Origin of the sequence: Methylorubrum suomiense, from assembly GCF_022179765.1 — a bacterium.
In the GTDB taxonomy this organism is placed as follows: Bacteria; Pseudomonadota; Alphaproteobacteria; order Rhizobiales; family Beijerinckiaceae; genus Methylobacterium; species Methylobacterium suomiense.
In genome coordinates, this window is sequence record NZ_BPRE01000009.1 from 131,316 (window position 1) to 155,202 (window position 23,887).

The following is a 23,887-nucleotide window of genomic DNA, read 5'->3' on the forward strand; positions in this document are numbered from 1 at the left end:
CGTGAAGAAGGGGCAATGTGATTGGGCGGAGGGAGAGGAGGTGTCCCGCACCGTACAGCCGTTGCACTTTCGAAGATCGGCACGCAGTCTGGCGCGATGGCCGATCATGCTTCGCCCAACCGTCCCCTGCCCGAGAGCCTGACGCGGTTCCTGTCGGATCCAGCGTCACAGGTGATCCCGCTGCAGGCGCACGCCTTTCCCCGCCTCGACAAGCCCGAAACGAACAAACGCCGGCCCTCGCCGCCGAACCGGGCGATGCGTATCTTTCTGGCCTGGGCGCTCGCTTACAACGTTCTCGGCTTCGCAATTATTGTCTTGCTATGGCGGAGCCTGGGTTGAGGACAACCAGAGCGGCAAATAATACTCAAAAAATATATTACGACACACATTGACAGACTAAACTTGTGCTGACGGCAGGGAACTATCCATACAATCAGCCGCCTAGTAAAAACTCTCATATCTTCTTGGCTGAAGTGTCCGAAACGCCGCGGTCGGGAGCGCAAGCTGGGGCCAGCGTCGGAGCCGTAGCGAAATCGACGTGGTGCGATCAGTCCCTCAAGCCATGGTCCGATAGCCGCCACCGCTCCGTGTCGCGATAGGCGTCCCAGAGTTCGCGGTAGAGGGGGCAGCGCGCCGCTAGTTCGGCCGGCGTGCCGCTATCGACGACGCGACCCGCTTCCATCACCACGACATGGTCGGCACGGGCCACGGTCTGGAGCCGATGGGCAATCATGACAACGGTTCGGCCCATACGGAGTGCTTGCAATCCCTCGACGACGCCGTGCTCGCTCTCCGCATCGAGGGCAGATGTCGCCTCGTCGAGGAGAACGATCTCGGCGTCCTTCAACAGGGCACGCGCAATCGCCACCCGCTGTCGCTCTCCGCCCGACAGGTCATAACCTCCCTCGCCGAGCCGGGTCTCCATCCCCTCGGGAAGCTGTGCGATGAAGTCGGAACAGCAAGCGCGCTCGGCCGCCGCCCGGCATTCCGCCTCGGTGGCCTCGGGTCTCGCAATCCTCAGATTGTTCGCGAGAGTGTCGGAGAACAAAACTACGTCCTGCGGCACGACGCCGAGCCGCGCGAGATGCCGGTCGAGCGGGACAGACCGGATGTCCTGGCCGCCGATGGTGATGCGCCCCGCCTGCCCGTCGAAGGCCCGGGCGATCAGCGTCAACAGAGTCGATTTGCCGGCTCCGCTCGAGCCGATCACGGCGCTGACCTTACCGGCGGGTAGAACGAGATCGAAGCGATCGAGGACCGGGCGATCCGAATCGTATCCGAAGCGGATGTCCTCGAACCGGATTTCGCCGGAACGCGGCGTCTCGGCGCCCTCGTCAAGGGGCGGTTGATCGAGGATTGCGGCGGCGCGGCCATGGGCATCGCCGACGAGGCGCAGCATGAAACCCTCGCCGATCGAGGCTTCGAGGGGTGGCTGTAGTAGCAGCACCAGGACGAGGGCAACGACGAGTCCCGGCGCGCCGAGCGCGCCGAATGCGAAGAGGCCGACCGCGACCGCGATCAGGCTGAGCAGCGCCAGATCGAGGAGGATGCGCGCGGCGCTGACCAGCGGCGCGACCGTGCCGATCGTTCCGCGATAGAAGGCGTGCAAGGCCTCGACCTGACGGCGATAGGCGTCCGCATGTGCACCGACCTGCCCGAGCGCCCGCAGCACCGGCAGTCCCGTGAGATACTCGACCATGCGCTCGGCGGCGTTCGCGACGAGGCTGGCCTGATCCCGCGCGAGCCGGGCGAAGGCGCGGTCGACGCGGCGATAAACCAGTGCGGCGATGAGGACGAGAAGCGCGATCGTGCCGAGAAACGCGAGATGCACGTGGGCAAGCGCGAGGATGAGGGCGAGGGTCAGGATGGCATGCCCGATCTGTCGACCGAGACCGTAGCCCGCCTCTTCTTCGAACCAGCGGAAGCGATGGATCACGAGATCGGATAGACGCGCCGCACCGATCCGCGACGTGGTGCCGAGGCCGAGGCGGCGCAGATGCGCGAACAGCGCGAGCCGCAGACCGGCGACCGCCCCGTAACCGGCCTCGAAGCCGCGGGCGAACCCGGCCGGCATGACGACAAGCCGGGCGAGGAAAGACGACACCACGATCGCGGCAGCGATCCAGGCTTTCCCGCTGTCCCAAGTGTCGGCGGCAATCTCACCGATCACCCAGGCGCCCGCCAGCAGCGGCAGAGCGGCAAACCCCGCATCTGCCGCCAGGAGCGCCAGCCCCATCCGGTAGCGGCCGCGCAGCCCCGGCTCGATCCGGTCGAACAGGTCGCGGAACCAGGATGCGGCATCAGCCTTGGGCGACACCCGGCTCCCCGGCTCCGGGGCGCGAGGCATCCCGGAGGTTGCGTCAGGTGCGTGCCGCATGAATCGCCTCATGTTACGGAAAATCCCCGTCCGGCATCGTGGGATTCTGCAAAGCCCAGAAGTGCGCGTAGCGCCCACGCTTCGCCAGCAGCGTTCGATGGTTGCCCCTCTCGATGATCCGCCCCTGGTCGAGGACGACGATGCGGTCGGCATCGATGATCGAGGCCAGGCGGTGGGCGATGACGAGGACGGTCCTGCCGCGGGCCAGACTGCCGAGCGCGCGCTGAATTTCGCGCTCGTTGATCGGATCGGCCGCGGCCGTCGCCTCGTCGAGGACGAGGATTGGTGCGTCGTGCAGGAGCGCGCGGGCAACGCAGAGTCGCTGCCGCTCTCCGCCGGAGAGGGCGGCGCCGCCGCGATCGAGCCGTGCCTCGAGTCCGCCCGGCAGACGGGCCACGAAGCTTTCGGCACGAGCTTCGGCCAGTGCCTCCAAGAGGGCGGAAGCGCCTGATTGCGGCGCAGCCAAGCGCAGGTTCTCGGCTACGGTGCCGCTGAACAGCCAGGAATGCTGCGGTACGGTGCCGACGAGGCTGTAGAGCGTCTCCGGCGCCATGGCGCGCAGATCGACGCCGCCGATGGTGATCCGGCCCTGATGCGGGTCATGGAAGCGCATCAGAAGGTTGGCCAGGGTGGTCTTGCCCGCCCCGCTGGCGCCGACGAGGGCCGTGACCGTGCCGGGCTCCAGCACGAGGTCGATCTGGTCGAGCACCATTCGTTCGCCGCGACGGAAGCCGAGCCCTTCGAAGCGGACAGTCCGATCACTGGGGCGCTCGGATGAAAGAGCGCGGGACAAGGGTGGTTCGGCAAGCAAGGCATCGATCCGGCTCAACACTTCGCCCTGCTGCGCGAAGCGGAAGACGAAGTTCGGGAGCCTTGTGATCAGGCCGCCGAGGCTCGGCGCGAAGACGAGGAAGATCACGAGATGAGGAACAGCCAGGTCGCCCCGCGCCGTGAGCCAGAGGCCCAGCGGGAGAACGAGCAGTAGGCCCGAACCGACGCAGACCTGTAGCACCGCGCTCGCCAGCAGGACCCGGCGGACCCAGTCGCCGATCACCGCGAGGTAGCGCTCGCTGACGGCGCGGAAGCGAAGGAGCGAGCGGCCGTCTCCGTCGAACAGGCGCAGGGTGGGCAGGCCGGCCGCGTACTCGGTCGCGCGCGCCGCCATTTCGGCGCTGCGCTCGTAATAGGCGCGGGTGATGTCGGCCGAGTTCCCCGTCATCATGCGCATGGCGGCGAAGCCGAGGAGGATCGGCAGCGCGGCGGCCAATGCCATCCGCCAATCGAGGGCGAACAGGACGACGAGGACGATCAGCGGCGCGGTGAAATTGGCACTGGCCTCCGGCACGAGATGCGCAACGCCGTCCTCGAGGCTCTCGACATCGTCGAGGACGAGCCGGCGCAGGGCGCTGGCGCCGTAGCGTTCGGAAACCGCCATCGGCACTTGGGCAAGATGCGCGGCCAGGGCCAATCGCAGATCCCGCTGCACATCGACGGCGATCTTGTGGGACAGGGCGGTCGAGCCGAGGAAGGCGAGCCGCCCCGCCACGACGAGGCCGGCGATGCCTGCCACGGCCCATCCCATCCCGGCCATGTCGGGGGTGGGTTCCCATGCCGTCACGATCAGCCAGACCACGCCGAGTTGCCAGGCAAGGCCTAGGAGCGCCGCGATCAGGCCGAGCGCGATCGAGACCGTCATCGCCAACGGCTGCGTGCGCAGGTAGCCGGCGAGTTGGATGAAGGTGTTGGCCAACGTGTATGCAACCGGCGCGTTCGGCGCGTCGGCGCTCATGGGGCCGACCCGGTCTCGGCAAGCCACATCCGGGCCTGTGCCTGCGCCTCCGCGTCGCTCGCGACCACGGCGTAAGGATAGGGCAGGAACACTTTGTTCATCAGCGACAGGGCCTTGAGCGCCATCGACTTGCGGCGGTCCGCATCGGGTTCGACTCGAACAGCACCGGCGCAGAGACGCTTCTGTGTTGCCTTGGTCGCGTTGAACCAAGCCTTGTACGCCCTCATGAAGCGCGGGGAATCTTTTGGCATCTCCGCGCCGTGGAAGATGAGGACGAAGCGCTCATTGCGAGCCAAAATGGCATCGAACGCCGCGATACGGGCTTCAACCTCGGTATCGGGCACCCGCTCCGGCACTTGGCAGCGGGCCAGGGGCCAGCCGGAGAGATCGAAGTAGGATAGGGCGGATCGAGCAGGATCAGCCGTCATGCGAGGTCTCCGTGATGGCTCAGGGCAGTTGCGCAAAGCGGCTTCACGGAATCGCGCCCGCCGCGCTCTGATTGGGCTAGGGCGGCGCGAAGCCGAAGGAGGCGCTCGCCAATCCAACGAAGACCATCGCGGCCTTCAATCCGGGCACCCGCAAACCGGGTGTGGCGGTAGGGTGAGCGTGGCGAGGTAGGCGGTGACGCTCGACCCCTCGGACCCCGAGCATTTGAGTGTCCAGGGCCGCAGGGCGAGCGAACCGAGCCCGATCCGTTGGAAGGCCAGATCGGGCCTCCGCATGATCCGGCGCGGACTAATCAACGTCACGCCCAAGGCGACGGACTGAGCGATGGAGCGCCCGCCGATCGTCGTCGGGACTGGAGCCGGAGGCACCGCGTCGAAACCGGTTCCGTTTGCATGGTCCCGCCGCATCAGAACCGCATCCGCCACGAGATACCGACGATGCGCGGCTGCCCGATGGTGCTGAACGTGGCCGGGCCTGAGGCAAAGCTGTAGGTTCTGTAGGTCCGATCGGTCAGGTTGTTGGCGAAGACGCGCAGGGTCGATGCATTGCCGAAGCCGAACTCGAGTCCGGCATCGAAGGTGGTGAAGGAGCCTTGCGATAAGACGTTGTTCGGATCGAAAAAGGTTCGGCTCACCGTTCGAGCGGCGCCGGTCAAAGCCATTTGGGCCGGGATCCACGGCTGGTCGATGAGATAGCGGAAGCCGACATTGGTCACGAGGTCGGGCGCGTAGGGCGTGCGGCCCCCGGCGATGCGCTTGTCGGAGATCGGATCAGTGTAGCCGGAGAACTCAGAGCGGCCGAGAGCTCCCTGGGCATTCAGCGTCAGGCGGTCGGTGGGACGCAGGGTCAGTTCGATCTCAACCCCGGTGCTCGTCCCTTCCGCCGCGTTGCGCAGTACTTGGAAACCGACGGGGCCGGTGTAGATCTGCTGCCTCGAGGACTCGATCCGGTAGAACGCACCCGAGACCGTCGCCATGCCGTCCAGCATGCTGGTGCGCGCGCCGACCTCGTAATTCCAGGCCGTCTCCGGCTGATAGGCAACGGCGTCGAGCGGACTCGATACGGCACGATTGAAGCCGCCCGGCTTGTAGCCTTGAGAGACGAGAGCGTAGATCCGCGTCGTCGGATCAACTTGATAGCCGAGCGACACTTTCGGCTGGAAGTTCGTGAAGTTGGCGTCGTTGGCGAAGTTGAAGCCGAAGCCGGCCCCGTCGAAACGGATCGACGACCAGTCGTAGGCGAGGCGAGCACCGACGGTGAGGTCGAGCCGGTCGGTGAGCGCGTAGGTGCCCTCACCGAAGGCCGCGATGCTGCTTGCCTCGACGACGTTGCGAGTGCCCAGGCGCCGAAGCGAGAACTGATTGTCGAAGAAAGCGAGGCCGGCTACGCCCTTGAACGGACCGCCTGCATCGTAGGCGGCGCGGAACTCCTGGTAGAGGGTCTGGTGGGTCTCGGGCAGGGCTTGCCCGAAGAGGCGACGCTCAAGGTCCACGCCCTGGAAGGACGTCACGCTGGAGAAGGTAATATCGTTCAGCCGGTAATTCATCGTCAGGCCGGCCGTCGTCACCTCGCGGTTCAGAAAACTGTAGGGGAACGGGATGGCGGAGGAGCGAAAGAGCCGCTTCTGCACGTCGGAATCGAGGATGTAAGTCTCTTCGCGCGATCGAACCGTGTCGTGCGAGGCGAAGAGGTTGGCGTCGAAATCGCCGCCAGCCGGGGCGTAGCGCAGTGCCGCCCGCCCGCGCAGCCCAGTCGACCAGTCCGTGTCGTCACGGTTGCCGTCGATATCACGGATCTGGCCGGTGAAATTGCGGCCCTTCAGACCCAGATCGAGGAAGAGGGCGTCCGGAACCAGCACGCTCGTGGTCGCGGTGCCGATCTCGAACAGGCGGTCGGAGACAGTGCCGAATACGTCGACCCGCGCCGTGCGAGGCTTTTCGGTGGTGATGTTGAGGACGCCGGCGAAGGCGTTCATCCCGTAGAGCGTCCCCTGCGGTCCTCGCAGGAGTTCGATACGATTTACGTCGAACAGATCCTGCGCGAGGTTGGCTGAGGCCTGAGGGACGCCATCGACGTAGACCTGCACCGCCGGATTGTAGAAATCCGGCGAGGAAATGCCACGAATCGTGACATTGGCGAATGGCCGGCTGCCACGGTTCGCGATGACGACCCCGGGCAGAACTTTCTGTAGGTCGCTGACCTCGCGGACATCGGTGTCGGCGAGCTTCGCCGCCGTCACGGCGGAGACGGCGCCGTCGACCTTGTCGAGGCGCTGCTCACGCTTGTTGGACGTCACCGTCAGCTCTTCGAGCACCACCGCTTCAACCGCCGGCTGAGCCTGGGCATCAACCCCATCTAAAAACACCACCAATGCCGTGGCGCTGAAAGCATATCTTACTATCGAGAGCATTTCTAAACTACGAGCCCGCCCGATCGATTAATAATGCCTCCTCATCTTTTCCGACGATCTTGTCTGCCACTTTCGGGGCTGGCATTGACGCCATCGGTACTCAATCGAGTTTCGGGTGGGGAAGGCAGGGCGTTGTGTCGAATCCACATATCGACGGCCCGACGGCGGCAGGGTCGGCGCCCTCCTGGCAGGAGGCCGTCGCGGATGGTCTCACGCGGCTCGGATGGTCCGACAAAGCACGGGTCGAGGCGATCGCCAGCGATATCGCCGTCGTTTTGGTCGAGGCTTATCTCGACCGCGATGTGCGGCTCGACCTCGCCGGTTCGACCACGTTCTCGTTGAGCGTCGTTCTCGAAGGCAGCGGTCGTCTCTCGGTCCGGGGGCGACCGCCGATCGAGGTGGGGGCGGGAATGGCCGTGCTGTTCGCCTGCCGCGGCGAGGCGTCGGGCGAGGATCTGTTCCGTGGCGGTCAGCTCTTTAGGGTCGTCGATTTTCGGTTCGAGGAGAGTTTCCTGATCCGAGCGGATGACCCGCGTTTATCGGGTTTGACCCAACGTTACGCCGATGCGAGCGGCGGGGAGGGCGGCGGCGTCTTTCTGGAGGCTCGTCCGGCACCCGCCATCCTGATGCAGATCGCCAACGACATCACCCGGATGCCCCCTTCAGCCGCGCCCGAACGCCGCCTCTATCTCCACGCCAAAGCGATCGAAGCCCTAGCCGCCGCGATCCAATCGCTCGACGGCGACGTGAAGGGACGGCGCAGCCTCCGGCCGCAGGAGCGGGAACGGCTGATGCGGGCACGCGCGATCCTCGATCGCGACTTCCGACGTCATTGGACGATTGAGCGCTTGGCGCGAGAGGTCGGGGTCAACGAGAAACAGCTGAAATACGGGTTTCGCGATTTAGTCGGCCAACCGGTCCATGCTTATCTCACCGAACTACGCCTGGATGCGGCGGCGCAGATGTTGAAGCAGGGGTCCAGCGTCGCCGATGCGGCGGTTTCCGTGGGGTTCGCGAATCTCAGCCATTTCAGTAAGGTGTTCCGCACGCATCGCGGCGTGAGCCCGTCCCGCTTCGCCCGGCTCGGCTGAGACCAGAACCCCAGACGGGGCCCAGGGTGCTCTCGTGTCTCAATCCAGTTTGATGAACTTGCACTTGCCGTCGAGCGGCCACGGCCCTCTCACACCGAACTCGGCGCAGAACTGGTCGACCGCGCGGGTGACGCCGGGGAAGCGGCCGCCGAGGCGATCGTAATCGTCGGCAATGAGCAGGCCGCCGGGCCGCAGCACCGGCCACCAGGCTCGCAGATCGGCGGCCACCGACGCCTCCTCGTGGCCGGCATCGAGATGGATCACGTCGGCACGGACGCCGCGCAGGCGCAGCAGCTCGGCCGCGTTCACCGAATCGAGGGGCAGGGGCAGGATTCGCTCGGCTTGGCCCTCGCGCAGGACGTTGGCCAGGAAGGTTTGATAGAGGCTCGGGAAGCCGTGCTCCGTAGCGAGTTCGGCAAACAGGGACTCGTCCGCCCAATGGTCGACGGCGCCGAGCCACGTGTCGACCGCGATCACCGTGCCGGGGATCCCGCGATCCGTCAGCATGCGGGCGAAATGGAGTGCACTCGCGCCCTTCCAGGTGCCGATCTCGACGATCACACCGGGACGGAACTCGTCCACCGCCTGCTCCAAGAACGGATGGTGGCTGCGCCATCCCTGAAGGTCGAGGGGGCGCAGCTGTGCCGGCGGATCGGCGAAGGGGTCGCGCCCATGCCACAACGCGGCGAGGAGGTCCTGTCGAGTCATAGCTTACCCCGGATTCGGGTGAGGTCTGGGCCGGCAGGCCCGGAGGGTTGAGATCAGGAGACCGCGTTCGCGGTGGTGAGCTGCGCGTAGAGCGCCTCGCACCGGTCGAGCCACCGGTCGCGGGTGAACAGGCGCTCGACACGGGCACGGGGAACGCTGCGGGGAATCGCGAGTGCCTCGCCGATTGCCGTTGCGAGTGCAGCGGCATCGCCGGTCGGAACGAGGCATCCGGCTTCGCCGACAATCTCAGCGGCCGCTCCGGAATTGAATCCGGCTACGGGGAGGCCGCAGGCCATTGCCTCGACCGCCACCAGCCCGAACGGCTCGTCCCAACAGGGTGTGAACAGGTAGACCGAGGCGCGTCCGATCTCCGCCGCGAACGCGGCACTGGAGAGATGACCGCCGTAGCGGATCGCGCCGCCGAGAAGCGGGGCGACCTGCGCGTCCCAGTAATCCGTCTCCTCGATCGGGCCGAACAGGGTCAGCGCGAGGCCCGCCCGACGGGCCGCCACGATGGCGAGATGCGTCCCCTTGATCGCGGCGATGCGCCCGCACCACACGGCGGTACCGTCGCCCCCCTCCCGGAAAGGCCAGGCGTCGGGATCGACGCCGTTATGGAGCACCGAGACGGCGGACGGCGCACCGTCCGGCCACCACGCGCGGGCGTGAGCCTGCGACGTCGCGGTGATCCGATGGTTCGGGGCGAGGCTGTCCTGCACGAACCAGCGCAGGGCATCGTAGGGCGGGACATGGAGGGAGGTGAGCGTCGGCATCGCTCCGGTGCGCCGGCGCTCCAGGGGGAGGCGGCTCAGGCTGTTGTTGTGCAGTAGATCGAAGCCGCCGGCGGCGATCCGATCGCAGGCGGCGGCATAGCCGGCATCGACATGCGCCTTCAGCCCCGCATCGCCCCGATGCTCCAGCCCTGGGAAACGGTGTTCGTGATGAACGGGGATCACCGGGTCGATGGTGAAGCGACCGTCGCTGTCGCCGGCGGCGAAGAGAACGATCTCGTGGCCGCGGGCCGTCAGGCCATCGGCGAGGTGCCAGGTATAGGCTTCGAGCCCCCCCGCGAAGGGCGGCGCGATCGGATGGCGGAGATGGGCGAGGAGGGCGATCCTCACGCCGTCACCGGTTCGGAGGCGGTTCCGGCCGCAGGCCCCGCCGCGCAAGCCTGCGCCTCCAGATGGCGGATGACCGACGCCGCGTTGTTGTAGGGCTGATGCCCCTGTTGCCCGGTCAGGGCGAAGTCGTCGGCATCCGGCCGTCGTAAGATGCGGATCGGCCGGTCGGGCGTATCGTCGATGAGGCCCATGATCTTGAAGGCGTAGAGCCAGTGGCCCATCGTGCGGTAGCCCCACTTGGCCTCGAACAGTTCCGCATTGCGGACCACGCTGTCGAGATGATGGACCGGCGGCATGTGGTGCCGGTGATATTGGTGGTAGGACAAGGCGCCCTTGATCCAGGCGATCGGGATGCCCTGCCGGTCCAGGATCTTGCCGAAATCGGTGTCCTCGCCGCCATAGCCCCGGTAGCGCTCGTCGAAGCCGCCGATCGCGAGAAAGGTGGCGCGCCGCATGGCGAAGCTGAGTGACCAGAAGCAGCGGTAATCGGTGCAGATCTCGATGCCGGCCTTGGGTGGGCCGCGGCGATCGGAATGCTTCTCGGCGATGCCGTTGAAGCCCTCGCAGGTCCAGTCGCCCGAAGTGGCATGCTCGGGCAGATGAAGCACCTCGCCCATGAGCAACCCGTCGAGCTCGCTCAAGCCCCGCGCGTAATCGGCCACGAGGTCGGGCGACGGAATGCAGTCCACATCGAGGAACACGATCGTCTCGCCACTCGCGGCCGCGACGCCACGGTTGCGGGCGGTGGCAAGGGGCAGTTCGGCGCCCGGCACGAGGATCTGACGGACCGGGAACGAGGTTTCCGGCAGATCGTAGGGCGCATCCTGCATGACCGCGACGATGAACTCGGCGGGCGGCTGCGTCTGGCGTTCGAGGCCGATCAGGACGTTGCGCAGATGTCCCGGGCGACCCCGAGCCAGGGTCACGACGGATACGGTCGACATCACGAGAGGGGCTCCGGCTGCGAGGAGGACGGTACGGGTGTGATCACTCAGGCGGTCGCGACGACGCGCAGCGGAGCGGTCTCCGCCACACCGTCCGCTGCGCCCCGCCACAGTTCGTCGGTGAGCCCTTCGAGCCAACCGGCGGCGCGGGCCGCCGCCTCCGGCGCGTAGAGGCTGCGCAGGGCGGTCCCATCGAGAGCGCGGGCTCGGTCGAGAAGATCGCGCCAGCCTTGCAGGTCGCCGGGCCAGACGGGGGCCTGCACGGCGGCGCCCAATCGGACGAGGGCCTCCGCCTTGCGGGTCTGCTCGCCGAAATAGCGCCATTCGGGCATCACGATCAGGCGTCCCCCGACGCGGGCGACCTCATGCACGGTGTTGTCGCCGGCGGAGGCGACGACGATGTCGGCGGCGGCGAGATAATCGGTAACCGAAGCGACCCAGCCGCATTCCCGCAGATTGGCAAAATCGGTCTCGTGCCCCTCGCGGTGGGTCGGTCCGAGAGTCAGCCACAAGGCCTCGGGCGCCGCCCGCGCCGCCACGGTCAGGGGGGCGTAGGGCGTCCCGCTGCCGCCGCCCCCGGTCACCGCGACAATGATCTCGCGGTCGGGGTCGAGGCCGAGTCTCTGCCGCGCCTCCGCGCGGGTCCGCACCCGGTCGAGGCTGGTGCAGAGGCCGCCGCTGTAGAACGTCTTGGCGCGCAGGGTGTCCGGATAATCGTCCTGCTCCAGCCGTTCGTCGAAGGGGGCGAGCATGCCGACGCAGGCCTCGTAGGCGCCGAGATGCCCGATATCGGATCGGTCGCCATGCATCCGGATCTGCACCGCGGGCACGCTGGCGATCCGTGACAGCAGAGCGATCTCCGCCGAGACGTCGACGACGAACAGGCCGATGCCGCGCTCGTCGAGATGGTCGAGGATGGTCCGCATGGTCCGGCGCATCGCGGTCAGCCCCAGCGGCACGCAATGCATCACCTGCGGCGTCGGCTCGGCGTAGAGGCGCGGCGTAGGCACCGCAGCCCCGATCATGTTGGGCAGGGCGACGATCTCGATATCGCGGGAGAACCCGTCGAAGAGCTGCGGCCCGGCGGTCAGCACCGAGACGGGGCGGTCGGCGGCGAACTCGGCCGCCACGGCCATCGTGCGGTTGGCATGGCCCCGGCCCTGGTGGTGAACGAAGAACGCGATCGGCTTCTTCATGAGCTTCCTTCAGGAGAACAGGGCGTCGGGCCGCAGCGAAGCGGCGAGCTCGGAGGATGTCGGGCTACGGATGAGGCGGATCGCCGGGGCGGATTCGTCCCAGGCGATGAGCCCGGCTTCCGCGAACTGGCCGAGCCAGTAGCCCATGCACCAACGTCCGTGCCGGGCGCGGAACCGCTCCGCATTGGCGAGGATCGACGCGAAATGCTGGAGCGGCGGCACGTGGACCGGATGGTGCTGGTGATAGGCCCGGGCGCCCGCGATCCAGAACGTCGGCAGACCGGTCCCGGCCAAACGCGCGGCGAAATCCGTTTCCTCCCCGCCGTAACCGGCGAAGGCCTCGTCCATCCCGCCGAGCGAGCGCCATGCGTCGGCCTCGATGGCAAAGGACAGGCCCCAGAGCTGGCCGGCATCGGGCTCGTACCGGATGCCGTTGTCCGGGATCGCGGGCCGAGCCGGATGCCGGTGGGCCTGTCGGTCGAGCGTCGCGTCGTCGAGGCGGTCGTCGGCAGCGTCCGCCGAGGGCCGGTCCGGCGGCAGGTAGAGGACTTCGCCGAGGAAGAGTCCCGCCGTCTCCGACGCGGCCGCGGCATAGGCCGCGACAAGGCCGGTCGAGGGGATACAATCGACGTCGAGGAACACGAGGAGATCGCCGGTCGCGGCCTCGGCGGCCCGGTTGCGGGCGGCGGCGAGGGGCAGCTGTTCGCCTGGGACCACGAGGTGGCGCACGGGGCAGCCCGGATCGGGCAGCTCCCGGACCGGGTCCGGCTGCATCCAGGCGATGACGAGTTCCCGCGGGCGGACGCTCTGCCGACTCAGGCCCCGCATGAGGTTGCGCAGGCGATTGGTCCGGCCGCGCACCAGAGTGAGGACGCTGACCCCCGACGCTTCAACAGGCATCGGCCGACAATCGACGGAAGTGCAGGACACCCTCGATGATGCCGCGGGCATGCGAGGCGCGCGCGACGTAGGAATGGGCGAGCGCGGCGTTGGTCGCGAGCCCGTCGGAATAATTGGCGACGATGATCGCCTGGGTGCGGGCGCGCAGCATCTCGACGTCGTTGCCGGAATCGCCCGCCACGAAGACCGCCCGCTCCGGCAAGCCGTAGAGCGCACGGACATGATCGACGGCGCTGCCCTTGGAGGCCGCCGCGGGCAGGACGTCGAGGTAGCGCCCGTGGGAGTGGATCACGTTCGCGCTCAGGCCCGCCGCAGCGAGACGGTCGCGCACGCGTCGGGCGGTGACCGCGTCCCCGAAGAAACTCAGTTTATGCGTCCGCTGCTCCAGCGGGCCCTGGGGCACCAGCGCATCGAGCTCGGCGAGCGCCGCATTCACGGCGGACCGGTCCCAGCCCGTTGAGACGGCGGTGCGCCACGCGGCATCCGCGGTGTAGGTCACGCCGTTGGCGTCGAGGTGATAGATCTCCGATCCGACGGAGGTGATCATCACCTGTGGCTGCGGGCTGTCTTGCTGCTCCAGCACCGCCATCGCACTGTGGAACGACCGACCGGTGGCGACACCGAAGGCTAAGCCGGCCTGGCGGCTGCGCCAGCGGCGAAAGATCCCCAGTCCCGCCTCGCAACCCACCAAGGTGTTGTCGATGTCGCTCACCAGCAATTGCAAGGGCGCGGCCAACGGTGGCTCGGGAGTGAGCAGACCGCGCAACAGGGCATGGTAGCGGGCCGTGTGCCGCTCCCAATCGTAGGCCGCCGCCGCCCGCGATCCGCCCGACACGCAGCGGGAGCGGAAGGCGGCATCGGACAAGATGTGCAGGCAGGCCGCTGCGATGGTCGTCGGGGCCCGGGGATCCACCAGCAATCCGTTGCCGCAGATCTCGACGATGTCGTTGGGCCCGCCGCTATCGGTGGCGACGAGCGGCAGGCCCGCGGCGGAGGCCTCGAGCAAGGTCAGGCCGAACGGCTCGTTGAGGGCGGGATTGACGAACAGGCCGCCGCGCTCGCGGGCATAGGCGTAGATCGCCGGCACGTCGTCCGGGCGATGCGTCTTCGGGTAGGCGACGCGCCCGTAGAGGTCGTAGCGGTCGATCAGCACGAGGAGGTCGCGCATGGTGGCCGCCATGTCGCCGTCGAGCGTGTCGATATCCTCCCGGGTGCCGGCCACGATCACGAGGTTGGCGCGCGCCTGAAGCTCAGGACATTCGCCGTAGGCCCGGACCAGGGCCGCGAGATTCTTCCGCGCCACCGGCCGGGCGAGCGCGAGCAGCGCCGGCTTGTGCGGTTCGCGCAGGAAACGGTCGATGGTCGCATCGACCCTGGGGTGGGGACGGCTCGCCGCGAACCGGGCCAAGTCGCTGCCCGGTGGCAGGACGCGTACGCGGCCGGGATCGTAGGTCGTGTAGCCAGCATATTGCACTTCCGCCTCGTCGCGCGACGAGGCGACGACGAGGGCGGCGCGGGCGAGCGCGGCTTCTTCGGTGGCGATCCGGCGTGTTAGATCCGGAGACGGTACGGCGTCGCCTCCGAGGGTCGACAGCTTGACCCGTCCGAGCGAATGGGCCGTGAACACGAAGGGAATGCCGAGGCGGTCCTCGACGAGGCCGGCCACCGCCGCGGCATCCGCGTAATGGGCGTGGATCAGGTCGGGCGGCGACGGCTGAGCGGCGATCCAGGCGATGAGGTTCTGGGCAAAGCTCTCGACCTCGCCGTACATCTCTTCCTTGACCCGGTAGCCCGGCGACGCGCTCGCAAGCCTGACGAGCGCGACCTTGTCGGCGATCGCCTCTTCGGGCACGGCGTAATCGGGACCGGGGAGGTCGTGGAAGAGCCGCGTCGCCACCACGATGCGCGTGATGGTTTCGTCCTTGGCCGAGGCGGTGACCAGATCGAGCAGGTAACGGATATGGCCGCCGGTATCCGCCGTCAGTCCGTAGACGACGTCGCTGCCGCGCAGGCAGCCCTGTAAGGCGACGTGGAGAACGAACATAGGAGGTTCTATGGATCGGATCGCCCGGCACCGTACACATCATATGAGGTGAGGCTGTTGTTCCGTGTCGCTCAAGTCGCACCTAATATTTTTCCTGTTCCCCCACTGCATCACGGCGGTACCGAAAGGATTGTCCACGATCTCTCGATGGCTTTGCGGGGCATCGGCGTCGATGTGACGCTGTTTGCATCCTCAGATAGCGTGACAGAAATCTCCCGTATCGGCGATCATCCAAGTCTCGATGCCTTGGAACGTCGTTATGGCCGCGTCGCTCCCGGTGTCCCGGCGGCACTCGACGCGTTGCAATTGGAAGCCCTGCGTCTGCGGCTCCCCGAATTCGACATCGTGCATGCCCACGGCGAATTCGCGCATGCGGCGCTGCTCGGGGAGCGTCGGCGCAGGAGCCTCACCACGGTGCATTGGCGGGTGGACGAACTCGACCGTGCCTTGTTCTTCGCGGGTTTCCCCGACCTACCGGTGGCGGCAATCTCGGCGGCGCAGGAGGCCGGCATTCCTCCGGCGAACCGGGCTGGGATCGTGCATCATGGCATTGCCGCGGACCGCTATGCGCTTCGGTGCGAGCCCGACGGGCATGTCGCCTTCGTCGGGCGAATGACCGACCAGAAACGGCCGGACATCGCGATCCGCGTCGCCCGTGCCGCCGGCATTCCGATCCGCCTCGGCGGCACGATCGATGTCGGCAATCCAGATTATTTCGAGCAGAGGGTTCAGCCTCTGCTCGGACCGGACGCCACCTATCTCGGCCCGATCGACGACACGGCGAAGGGTGCGTTGCTGGGCGGGGCCAGAGCGCTGCTCTTCCCAATCGACTGGCCGGAGCCTTTCGGCCTCGTGATGATCGAGGCGATGGCCTGCGGTACACCGGTAATCGCCTGGAACCGCGGTTCGGTGCCGGAGATCGTCGAGGACGGCGTCACCGGCTTTGTCGTGACGTCGGAGGACGAGGCCGTGGAAGCCTTGGCGCGGATCGGGCAGCTCGACCGCCGGCAGGTGCGGCGCCGCTTCGAGGAGCGATTCACCGCCGAGCGCATGGCCCGCGACTATCTCGCCATCTATCAGCGTCTGCTGGCCGCCTGATGCGCATCGCGCTGCTCAACTGGGACTATCCGCCGAACCCGAGCGGGCTGTCGACGGCCGCCCGCGAGATCGCCGAAAGTCTGGCCGAGGGCGGTCAGGAGGTGACGGTCTTCACGCTCGACCGGAGCGGGCGTGAGCGGGTCGGCGGCGTCACCGTCGAAGGCCTCGCCCTGCCGCCCGGTGGCACGCTCGCGCGCTTGCGCCGATGGGGCTCGGTCGGGCATCTGGCGGCACCGCTCGCGTTCCGGCGGGCGGTCCTGTCCGCCCACGCCGAAGCGCCCTTCGACGTGATCGAGGCGACGAACTGGTACGCCCCCGCCGTGCTGCTCACCGGGCGCCGCGACCTGACTTTGGTGACGCGCAACTCGACGCCGGCCGGGCTCACCCGCGGCCCGGCCTCTTCCCGGCGCAATCGATGGGATGAACGAAGTGCCGACACTCTGGAGCGTCGGCAGGCGAGGGGCAGTGCCGGTCTCATCGCCAACACCGCCGAGCACGGAGCGGTGATTGCCCGGGCCTACGGGCTCAGCGGCCGACAGCCCTCCGCCGTGATCGGTCTCAGCCTGCCGCCGGCGATCGTCGAGAGCGCCCGCGCCGCTGCCTATCCGGAGGAGGACGCCCCGGTGCGCCTGCTGTTCGTCGGTCGGGCGGAGGCACGCAAGGGCTTCGACCTGCTGCTCGGTGCCATCGCGATCCTGGCGGAGGAGCAGGCCCGTGGCGCCCTGCCGGCCTTCCACCTCGATCTCGTCGGAGTGCCGCCCGGCGATCTGCCGGCGGACCTATCCGCGGCGGCGCGCCAGCGCATCCGCGCCTGCGGCCGCGTCGATGCGGCGGCGCTCGCCGCGGCCTATGCACGATCCCACGCGGTGCTCGCACCGTCGCGCTACGAGAGCTTCGGCCTCGTCTATCAGGAGGCCATGGCCTATGGCCGGCCGGTAATCGCCTGTGCCGAGGATGCGAGCGCCCGCGCTTTCGTCGGCGCGCCGGGAGCCGGTCCCCTGGCCGCTCGCGCCGCAGGGTCGGCGCTCGCCGATGCCCTGCGTCCGCTTCTCCTCGATCCCGGGCTGCGGCGTGCCTATCGCGCCCGTGCCCTGGCGGCGGCCGGGCGGTTCGATCGCGCGAGCCTCGGACGTGAAACCCTGGCCCTCTACGAAGCGGCGATCGCGGCGGCCCGGCGCAGGCGAAACGGCTCTTCCTAGGCTGACGGGAGGTCAGGCTCATCGCGGTAGGGACGGAGCAAGGCCTCCTCCTCTTCCAATCGACCGCGGCCCGGATCCAGGGCCTCGTAACGGCGCGAGCGCGCCGCGACATGGGCGCAACTAAGGTGATGGTCGATGGCCCCGTGCAGGGAGATGAAGCTTTCGCGCCATCCGGCATCGAGCTGGGGCCGTTCGTGCACACGACCAGCATAGGCCACGTCGCCACGGTTCAATCGATACTGCACATCCGGAAACATGTCGGAGAGAACGCCGTCGACGCGGTTGCGCCGTGGCAGACCGATCGAGCGGACGTCGCCCGTCTCTGCGAGCGCGGCGAGTGCGGGGAGGAGGCGTCCGGTGGCGGGTTCAAGCGTCTCGTCGGCATCGAGCTGCAGCATCCATCGGTGGCGGGCCAGAGCCTGGAGCGCGTTGCGCTGCGCCGCGAAGTGCCCGGCGAGTGGACGGGCAGCCACCCGGACCGCGCCGGCCGAAAATCCCGGCACTGCAATGGCGCGCGGCGGGGCCGCATCTGCGTCGAGGAGGATCGCGACATCGTCGACCCAGCCGGCCTGCGCCGGCAGCTTGGCCAGCACGCTGTCACACTCCTCGGGTCGACAGAGGAAGCCGAGGGAGACGGGGCGCGTTTCGGCCGTGGTGAGGTCGAAGAGTTCCGCCCGCGCCGCATCCTCGGAATGGGGATGCAGCAGCGCCGCTCGCCCCGCCTCGTCGAGCCATCGGACGCCGCGTCCGTGCCGGGTGGCAGCGATGCGCAGCGTGTAGAGGTCGAGCCCATAGGGCGCATCGGGATCGGACTCGAAGGTCGGCGCCGCGAGCGCGCTCGCCAGATGGGTGCGGCAGCGGGCGGTCTCGGCCCCCGTGTCGAGCAGGACACCGCAGGAGTCGCAGGCCGTTCGGAACAGGCGCCGACGCCCATTCGGATAGGTGAGCGCCCGTGCGGTCGGCGCGAGCATGGCGGCCGCGCAGACGAAGCAGCGTGGAGAGGTCGTCACGTCGGCTTGTCGTCCCTGCGGCGCATCGAGACCCTGGTTGAACGGGGACCGCGCCTTACCTGGGCGAGTTCCCGAGCGTGGCTCCGCGAACCCCCGACCCCAGTGTCCGTCGACGTCGATCCCTCGGGAGCCGGTCCGCCTCGCTTTCCGCCGTTCGCATCCATGGCCATCGTTGGCAATGCGCCGGAGCCCCGCGCAACGGCGAGTGCCATCGACGAGGCGGCCTGCGTCGTGCGTTTTAACAATGCCGCGGGCTTCGGGGGACGGACCGGCTCACGGGTCACTTACCTCGCCCTGGTCAATCGCGGCGGCCAGATGCGGGAATGGCTGGAGGACGAACTTTTTCTGGATCGCCCGGTGATCCGGGCGGCGGAGGCGTTCATCCTGCCGTTCCCGATGCTCGCCCCAGAAGCGAACCTCCCCGAGCCGATCTGCTGGACCCGCGCGATCCTCGCGCGACTGCGCCCGACGGGTCGCCCGATCCATATCCTGCCCGAGTCGCTCCACGAGCGTGCTCGCGGCTTGCTCGCGGCAGGGACGAGCGGGCGACCGAACCCGAGCACCGGCTTCCTCGTGACGCTCGCGCTGCTCCTCGACCGGCCCAGCGATGCCGATCCGATCCAAGCTTTCGGCTTCGGGTTCGATGGTTGGCCCGGACATCCCTGGGCTGCCGAGCGTGCGTGGTTCGAGCGAGCCGAAGCGGCCGGGCGCCTGCGTCTGCACCCCGTCGAAGGATGAATCCCAATCCATGGCCACGCTGATCACTGTGCTGAAGAGCGGCGGGCGCTACGATGCGACCTGGATCGCGCGGTTGGCTCGAGGGGTGCGCCGCCATGCGCCCGCCTTCACGCGGATCCTCTGCCTGACCGACCTGCCGCTCGTCCTCGAAGGTGTCGAACGCGTGGCCCTGCGCCATGACTGGCCGGCGTGGTGGGCGAAGATGGAGGCATTCCGCCCTGGCCTTTCAAAGGGCACGACGCTGCTGTGCGATCTCGATACCGTCTTCACCGGTCCTGCCGATCAACTCGCGGAGCCGGGCCTCGCCGCTATGGAGGATTATTTTCATAAGGGGCGGCTCTCGAGCGCTTTGCTGCGCTGGAATGGCGAAGAACTCGCGAATCTCTACGCGCGTTTCTCGGCCGATCCCGCGCGCTGGATGGCCGCCGGATCCTGCGGCCCGGTGCCGAACGGGGTGCACGGCGATCAGGTCGTCATCGATCATCTTCTCCGTCAGGACGGCGTGCGCCCCCGGTTCTTTCAGGAGATCGCACCGGACCTTCTCGACTTCTACGATCCCCGACGCGATGCTCACGGGCCGGTCGTGGTCTTCATCGGCCCGTCCAAGCCCGACAAAGCTCGCGGCTCCGTCCATGCTGCCTGGGCCGAAGTCTGAGCGACAGCTGGAGGCCCGTCATTCGCCGTGCCTCAGGGTGCTCACCGCTGAAACGAGAAGGCCCCGCCGGTGATCGGCGGGGCCTTCTCGTTGGGGTGGAACGGGGAGCACCGGAGGTGATGTCCGGAACCCCGCTCCTGATCTCGGCTATCGACTTCCCGGCGAGGCGATCTCCGCGTCGCCGGGAAGCGTCGCTGACTTAGGCCGTGGCGAGCGCCGGGGCGCGGGCCATGCGGGCCTCGTTGGCGGCGTGGTGCTGCTTCAGCATCGGCCGCAGGACGGCGATGGCGAGGAAGGCCGCGATGAGGTCCATGATCGCCACCGTGTAGAGCACGGTCGCCCAGGTGCCGGTCGCCTGCATCAGCAGGTTGCCGACCGGGACGAACAGGGCGGCCAGACCCTTGGCGCAGTAGAGCACGCCGTAGATCTTACCGATGTGCTTCGAGCCGAAGGTGTCCGCCGCCGTCGCGCTGAAGAGCGAGTAGACTTCACCCCAGGCGAGGAACACGATGCCCGAGAGGATGACGAAGGCCCAGGGGTTCGAGCCGAAGTAGCCCAGCGCGACGATGCCGATGCCTTCCATCGCGAAGGCGATGAACATCGTCTTCTCACGGCCGATCCGGTCCGAGATGAAACCGAACAGCGGGCGCGAGATGCCGTTCATGATGCGGTCGAGCATCAGGGCGAAGGGCAGGGCGGCCATGGCGAAGAAGTACAGGTTCACCTGGAAGTTCTTCACGCCCAGATCCTGCGCGATCACGCCGAGCTGCGCCACCGCCATCAGGCCGCCGGTCACCGTGCAGGTGAACATGACCATCATGACCCAGAACACCGGGGTCGAGAGCGCCTCGCCCAGGGTGTAGTCGCGACGGCTCTGCATCACCTTGCTGGAGAACTTCACCTCGTCCTTCTGCGGGCCGCGCATCATGGTCGAAGCGGCGATGATGATCGCGCCCTGGATCAGGCCGAAGATGAAGAAGGCCTGGGCGTAGTTGCCCGCGTCGATCATCTTGGCAATCGGCAGGATGGTCAGGGCCGAACCGGCGCCGTAACCGCCCGCCGTGAGGCCGACCGCCAGACCGCGCTTGTCCGGGAACCACTTGAGGGCGTTGTTGATGCAGGTGGCGTAGACGCAACCGACGCCGATGCCGCCGAGGACCGACCCGACATAGAAGCCGGTCAGCGAGGTCGCGTAGGAGTTCACCACCCAGGCGAGGCCGGTCATGAAGCCGCCGAACATGACGACGCGGCTCGGACCGTACTTGTCGATGAAGTAGCCCTCGATCGGCGTCAGCCAGGTCTGGACGACGACGAAGATGGTGAAGGCGACTTGGATCGCTGCGCGGTCCCAGCCGAAGGTCTTCTGGATCTCGGGGACGAACAACGTCCAGGCGTATTGGATGTTTGCCGCGGCCACCATGCAGGCGACGCCGAGGACAATTTGGAACCATCGATTGGATGATGTGACGGGTCTATCTGGGGCGATAGAGGACGTTGCCATGGGCGCTCTCCCTCGATCAGGCTTCGACACTTCCGGCCTGACTCGTTTGACGTGATGAACTTTCGCCGCACTTGGTTCGGCTGCCAAGGTCCAGGTCCCGCAAGGGATGCCCCCAAGGCCTCCGTGGCATGCATTATTTGGTATACCAGCAAGGCCGGCAAGCGAAATAATTCCGAGCCAAACATGAAATTGTACGGATTAAAAACTGCTCCCCTTCGTGCGTGTGGGTCCAGAAAGCGCTGCCACGCTGCGTTTTCCTAGGGAGAGCCCACAGTCGGCCTCAAACGTCGCCTGAATGGATGATGCAAAATAATCTGCTTAGTCTGGTAAGACGGCAAATTTAAATTACGAACGTATCAAGAATTTTCCTGCTTATCGCGACGTCAACGACGATACCCGCTGCGGGCATCCCTGCCTGATTGCGCTTTCTACGCGAGATTGAGCGTTCAGGGCCGCCGTGGCTTTCGCGATCTGAGCTGAAAACGACAGCCGCTGGCGCCTGCGAATCGCACCCGATGCACCGTGATTGGGCACAAGCCTGCCGGCAGACATTCGTCACGGCACGATAATGCCAGACCCGAAATAAACAGCCGCGCCGGGATTAGCCGGCGACGGGAACGCGTTAATTTAATTGTTCCGTTTAGGACGGGACGAATCTCCAACTCAGCCCGCTCCGGCGCAAGCCGCGGCGGGTTTTTCTCGTTCGCATGTCGGCTTTCTCGACGGACCAAGCACGGCACCTGACGCCCGTAAGGCGTCCCGCCGGTGGCTGATTGCGGCAGAGAGCGGTATCTAATTACCGCATCAGGCAACTGCCTCGATATGTTGCGGTTTTTGCGTTTTCATGTGTTCGACATGCCTTGACGCGGCGAGGCAACCTCAGTATTGCCCTCTCGCACGCCGCTGCGTCCTCACCGACGCGGCGGCGCTCTCTTTCTAACGTCACCGGCACGGGAATCGGCCATGAAGACCACTTCGCTGAAGCCCGCCGACGTCGACAAGAAGTGGATCGTGATCGACGCGGAAGGGCTCGTGGTGGGCCGCCTCGCATCGATCGTGGCAATGCGCCTGCGCGGCAAGCACAAGGCCGCCTACACGCCCCACGTCGATTGCGGCGACAACGTCATCGTCATCAATGCGGACAAGGTGAAGTTCACCGGCCGCAAGTACGACCAGAAAATCTACTTCCATCACACCGGCTACCCGGGCGGCATCAAGGAGCGCTCGGCGAAGTTCATCCTCGAAGGCCGCTTCCCGGAGCGCGTCGTCGAGAAGGCCGTGGAGCGCATGCTTCCCCGCGGTCCGCTCTTCCGCCAGATCCTCGGCAACCTGCGCGTCTACAAGGGCGCGGAGCACCCGCACGAGGCCCAGCAGCCGCAGGCGCTCGACGTCGGCTCCCTCAACCGTAAGAACGTGAGCGCTTGATCATGGCGACCCTTCAGTCCCTCGCCGATCTCAATCGGGCGAACACCCAGACGACGAACTCCGAGAACGAGGCTCCGGTCCACGTCCAGAAGCTGGACGCCCAGGGCCGCGCCTACGCCACCGGCAAGCGCAAGGACGCGGTCGCCCGCGTTTGGATCAAGCCCGGCAAGGGTGACGTCGTGGTCAACGGCCGCCCGGTCGAGACCTACTTCGCCCGTCCGGTGCTGCGCATGATCCTGCGTCAGCCGCTGGAGATCGCCGGTCGCGTCGATCAGTACGACATCACCGTCACGGTAAAGGGCGGCGGCCTGTCCGGTCAGGCCGGCGCCGTGCGCCACGGCCTGTCGAAGGCCCTGACCTATTACGAGCCGGAGCTGCGCTCGCCGCTCAAGCGCGAGGGCTTCCTCACCCGCGACCCGCGCGTGGTCGAGCGTAAGAAGTATGGCCGCAAGAAGGCCCGCCGCAGCTTCCAGTTCTCGAAGCGCTAAGCGGTTCGAAGCATCACCAGGGGAGGGCGGGGCCGCGAGGCTCCGCCCTTTCTCGTTTCAGGGAGCCCGGAGAGCATCAGATGAGGGAGCCCGCATGAACACGCGCGTCCCCCCAGGCCTACCCGGCGACCGCCGCGCCGCCGTGGCCGCCGCCTTGCGGCAGCTCGCCCCGCGCCTGCCCGCCTTCGAGGCGGAAGCCGTGCTCGACCGGGCGATGCGCAGTCCCGGCCTGCGGCTGGCCCTCCCGGAAAACGCGGCTTGGCTCGCGCTCACGGCTTTCGCCCGGCACACCTTCACCGATTACGACGACCTGCTCGCCGAAGGCTATGACCGCGACAGCGCCCGTCACTTCGTGCTGGACGACATGAACGCGACGCTCAGCGAATGGGGCAGCCGTCGCCTCGTCTCGGAGGAGGAGGACGAGGCGGATGAACCGCTTGCCGAATCGTGACGGAAGAGCCGGTAGCACCCGCTTGCCCGGTGGCCTGGGGTGAGGCAGGGAAGCCGCTCGTCAATAACGGGAAAGAGTTTCCGATGAAGCTGAGCGCGCGCAACGTCCTCAAGGGCAAGGTGGTGTCGGTCGAGAAGGGCGCGACCACGGCCCATGTGAAGATCGAGATCGCCAACGGCCAGACCGTCACCTCGTCGATCACCAACGAGTCGGTCGAAGCTTTGGGCCTGCAGGTCGGTTCGGACGCCTATGCCGTGATCAAGAGCTCCGACGTCATCATCGCCGTCGACTGAGT

At 67.2% G+C, this 23,887-nt stretch carries 22 protein-coding genes; 10 read left to right on the forward strand and 12 right to left on the reverse strand.

Going from position 1 to position 23,887, the window contains the following annotated elements:
* Positions 1-96 precede the first annotated feature (96 nt).
* Complete coding sequence (locus MFF26_RS15700; protein WP_171015363.1) at positions 97-339, forward strand: hypothetical protein; 243 nt, start codon at positions 97-99, stop codon at positions 337-339.
* Between the two features lie 208 nt (positions 340-547).
* On the opposite strand, the gene MFF26_RS15705 is transcribed toward MFF26_RS15700, so the two are convergent.
* From MFF26_RS15705 to MFF26_RS15720, 4 genes are all read right to left on the reverse strand, one after another.
* The gene (locus MFF26_RS15705) at positions 548-2,317 is read right to left on the reverse strand and encodes an ABC transporter ATP-binding protein (protein WP_238308187.1); all 1,770 of its coding nucleotides are present in this window, start codon (positions 2,315-2,317) and stop codon (positions 548-550) included.
* A 73-nt stretch (positions 2,318-2,390) separates the two neighbouring features.
* Positions 2,391-4,166: an ABC transporter ATP-binding protein gene (locus MFF26_RS15710; protein ID WP_137827297.1), complete on the reverse strand. Its 1,776-nt coding sequence runs from the start codon at positions 4,164-4,166 to the stop codon at positions 2,391-2,393.
* Positions 4,163-4,510: a hypothetical protein gene (locus MFF26_RS15715; RefSeq protein ID WP_238308188.1), complete on the reverse strand. Its 348-nt coding sequence runs from the start codon at positions 4,508-4,510 to the stop codon at positions 4,163-4,165. The genes MFF26_RS15710 and MFF26_RS15715 overlap by 4 nt, the downstream gene beginning before the upstream one ends.
* 509 nt (positions 4,511-5,019) lie before the next feature.
* The gene (locus MFF26_RS15720) at positions 5,020-6,930 is read right to left on the reverse strand and encodes a TonB-dependent receptor (RefSeq protein ID WP_238308189.1); all 1,911 of its coding nucleotides are present in this window, start codon (positions 6,928-6,930) and stop codon (positions 5,020-5,022) included.
* A gap of 227 nt (positions 6,931-7,157) precedes the next feature.
* Between MFF26_RS15720 and MFF26_RS15725 the strand changes: the two genes are divergently transcribed.
* On the forward strand, positions 7,158-8,114 hold the full coding sequence (locus MFF26_RS15725) for a helix-turn-helix transcriptional regulator (RefSeq protein WP_137827294.1): 957 nt from the start codon (positions 7,158-7,160) through the stop codon (positions 8,112-8,114).
* A 39-nt stretch (positions 8,115-8,153) separates the two neighbouring features.
* On the opposite strand, the gene MFF26_RS15730 is transcribed toward MFF26_RS15725, so the two are convergent.
* The 6 genes from MFF26_RS15730 to MFF26_RS15755 are packed head-to-tail and all read right to left on the reverse strand — an operon-like array spanning position 8,154 to position 15,027.
* Complete coding sequence (locus tag MFF26_RS15730; RefSeq protein WP_137827293.1) at positions 8,154-8,822, reverse strand: class I SAM-dependent methyltransferase; 669 nt, start codon at positions 8,820-8,822, stop codon at positions 8,154-8,156.
* Positions 8,823-8,875: 53 nt separating this feature from the next.
* Positions 8,876-9,943: a glycosyltransferase gene (locus tag MFF26_RS15735; protein WP_137827292.1), complete on the reverse strand. Its 1,068-nt coding sequence runs from the start codon at positions 9,941-9,943 to the stop codon at positions 8,876-8,878.
* Positions 9,940-10,887, reverse strand: a complete 948-nt coding sequence (locus MFF26_RS15740) for a glycosyltransferase family 2 protein (protein ID WP_137827291.1) — start codon at positions 10,885-10,887, stop codon at positions 9,940-9,942. Before MFF26_RS15740 ends, MFF26_RS15735 begins: the two co-directional genes overlap by 4 nt.
* A gap of 47 nt (positions 10,888-10,934) precedes the next feature.
* Positions 10,935-12,083: a glycosyltransferase gene (locus MFF26_RS15745; RefSeq protein ID WP_137827290.1), complete on the reverse strand. Its 1,149-nt coding sequence runs from the start codon at positions 12,081-12,083 to the stop codon at positions 10,935-10,937.
* Positions 12,084-12,092: 9 nt separating this feature from the next.
* On the reverse strand, positions 12,093-12,983 hold the full coding sequence (locus tag MFF26_RS15750; protein ID WP_137827289.1) for a glycosyltransferase family 2 protein: 891 nt from the start codon (positions 12,981-12,983) through the stop codon (positions 12,093-12,095).
* Positions 12,973-15,027, reverse strand: coding sequence for an HAD-IIB family hydrolase (locus MFF26_RS15755; protein ID WP_137827288.1), 2,055 nt, complete (start codon positions 15,025-15,027; stop codon positions 12,973-12,975). Before MFF26_RS15755 ends, MFF26_RS15750 begins: the two co-directional genes overlap by 11 nt.
* Positions 15,028-15,084: 57 nt before the next feature.
* Here MFF26_RS15755 and MFF26_RS15760 point away from each other — a divergent pair, with 57 nt between their 5' ends.
* Positions 15,085-16,125 carry a glycosyltransferase family 4 protein gene (locus tag MFF26_RS15760; RefSeq protein ID WP_137827421.1) on the forward strand — a complete coding sequence of 347 codons (1,041 nt, stop codon included), beginning with the start codon at positions 15,085-15,087 and terminating at the stop codon, positions 16,123-16,125.
* Positions 16,125-17,324 (forward strand): glycosyltransferase family 4 protein, encoded by a 1,200-nt coding sequence (locus tag MFF26_RS15765; protein WP_137827287.1) that lies wholly within the window; start codon positions 16,125-16,127, stop codon positions 17,322-17,324. The genes MFF26_RS15760 and MFF26_RS15765 overlap by 1 nt, the downstream gene beginning before the upstream one ends.
* Here MFF26_RS15765 and MFF26_RS15770 read toward each other — a convergent pair.
* Complete coding sequence (locus tag MFF26_RS15770; RefSeq protein WP_137827420.1) at positions 17,321-18,295, reverse strand: glycosyltransferase family protein; 975 nt, start codon at positions 18,293-18,295, stop codon at positions 17,321-17,323. The two genes, MFF26_RS15765 and MFF26_RS15770, sit on opposite strands and share 4 nt — an antisense overlap.
* 201 nt (positions 18,296-18,496) lie before the next feature.
* Between MFF26_RS15770 and MFF26_RS15775 the strand changes: the two genes are divergently transcribed.
* The gene (locus MFF26_RS15775) at positions 18,497-19,072 is read left to right on the forward strand and encodes a glycosyltransferase family 29 protein (protein WP_137827286.1); all 576 of its coding nucleotides are present in this window, start codon (positions 18,497-18,499) and stop codon (positions 19,070-19,072) included.
* Positions 19,073-19,082: 10 nt separating this feature from the next.
* Complete coding sequence (locus MFF26_RS15780) at positions 19,083-19,727, forward strand: hypothetical protein (protein ID WP_137827285.1); 645 nt, start codon at positions 19,083-19,085, stop codon at positions 19,725-19,727.
* Positions 19,728-19,926: 199 nt separating this feature from the next.
* On the opposite strand, the gene oxlT is transcribed toward MFF26_RS15780, so the two are convergent.
* Entirely contained in the window at positions 19,927-21,228 is a 1,302-nt protein-coding gene (gene oxlT, locus MFF26_RS15785; protein WP_137827284.1) for an oxalate/formate MFS antiporter, read from the reverse strand.
* A 963-nt stretch (positions 21,229-22,191) separates the two neighbouring features.
* Between oxlT and rplM the strand changes: the two genes are divergently transcribed.
* The 4 genes from rplM to MFF26_RS15805 all read left to right on the forward strand — a co-directional run bounded on the left by rplM (position 22,192) and on the right by MFF26_RS15805 (position 23,885).
* Entirely contained in the window at positions 22,192-22,653 is a 462-nt protein-coding gene (gene rplM / locus MFF26_RS15790) for a 50S ribosomal protein L13 (protein ID WP_238308192.1), read from the forward strand.
* Positions 22,654-22,655: 2 nt separating this feature from the next.
* A complete protein-coding gene (gene rpsI, locus MFF26_RS15795) occupies positions 22,656-23,141 on the forward strand; it encodes a 30S ribosomal protein S9 (protein WP_137827282.1) in 486 nt (161 codons plus the stop codon).
* A 94-nt stretch (positions 23,142-23,235) separates the two neighbouring features.
* Positions 23,236-23,592, forward strand: coding sequence for a DUF2293 domain-containing protein (locus tag MFF26_RS15800; protein ID WP_137827281.1), 357 nt, complete (start codon positions 23,236-23,238; stop codon positions 23,590-23,592).
* Between the two features lie 83 nt (positions 23,593-23,675).
* Positions 23,676-23,885 (forward strand): TOBE domain-containing protein, encoded by a 210-nt coding sequence (locus MFF26_RS15805; protein ID WP_137827280.1) that lies wholly within the window; start codon positions 23,676-23,678, stop codon positions 23,883-23,885.
* The last annotated feature ends 2 nt before the right edge of the window (positions 23,886-23,887 follow it).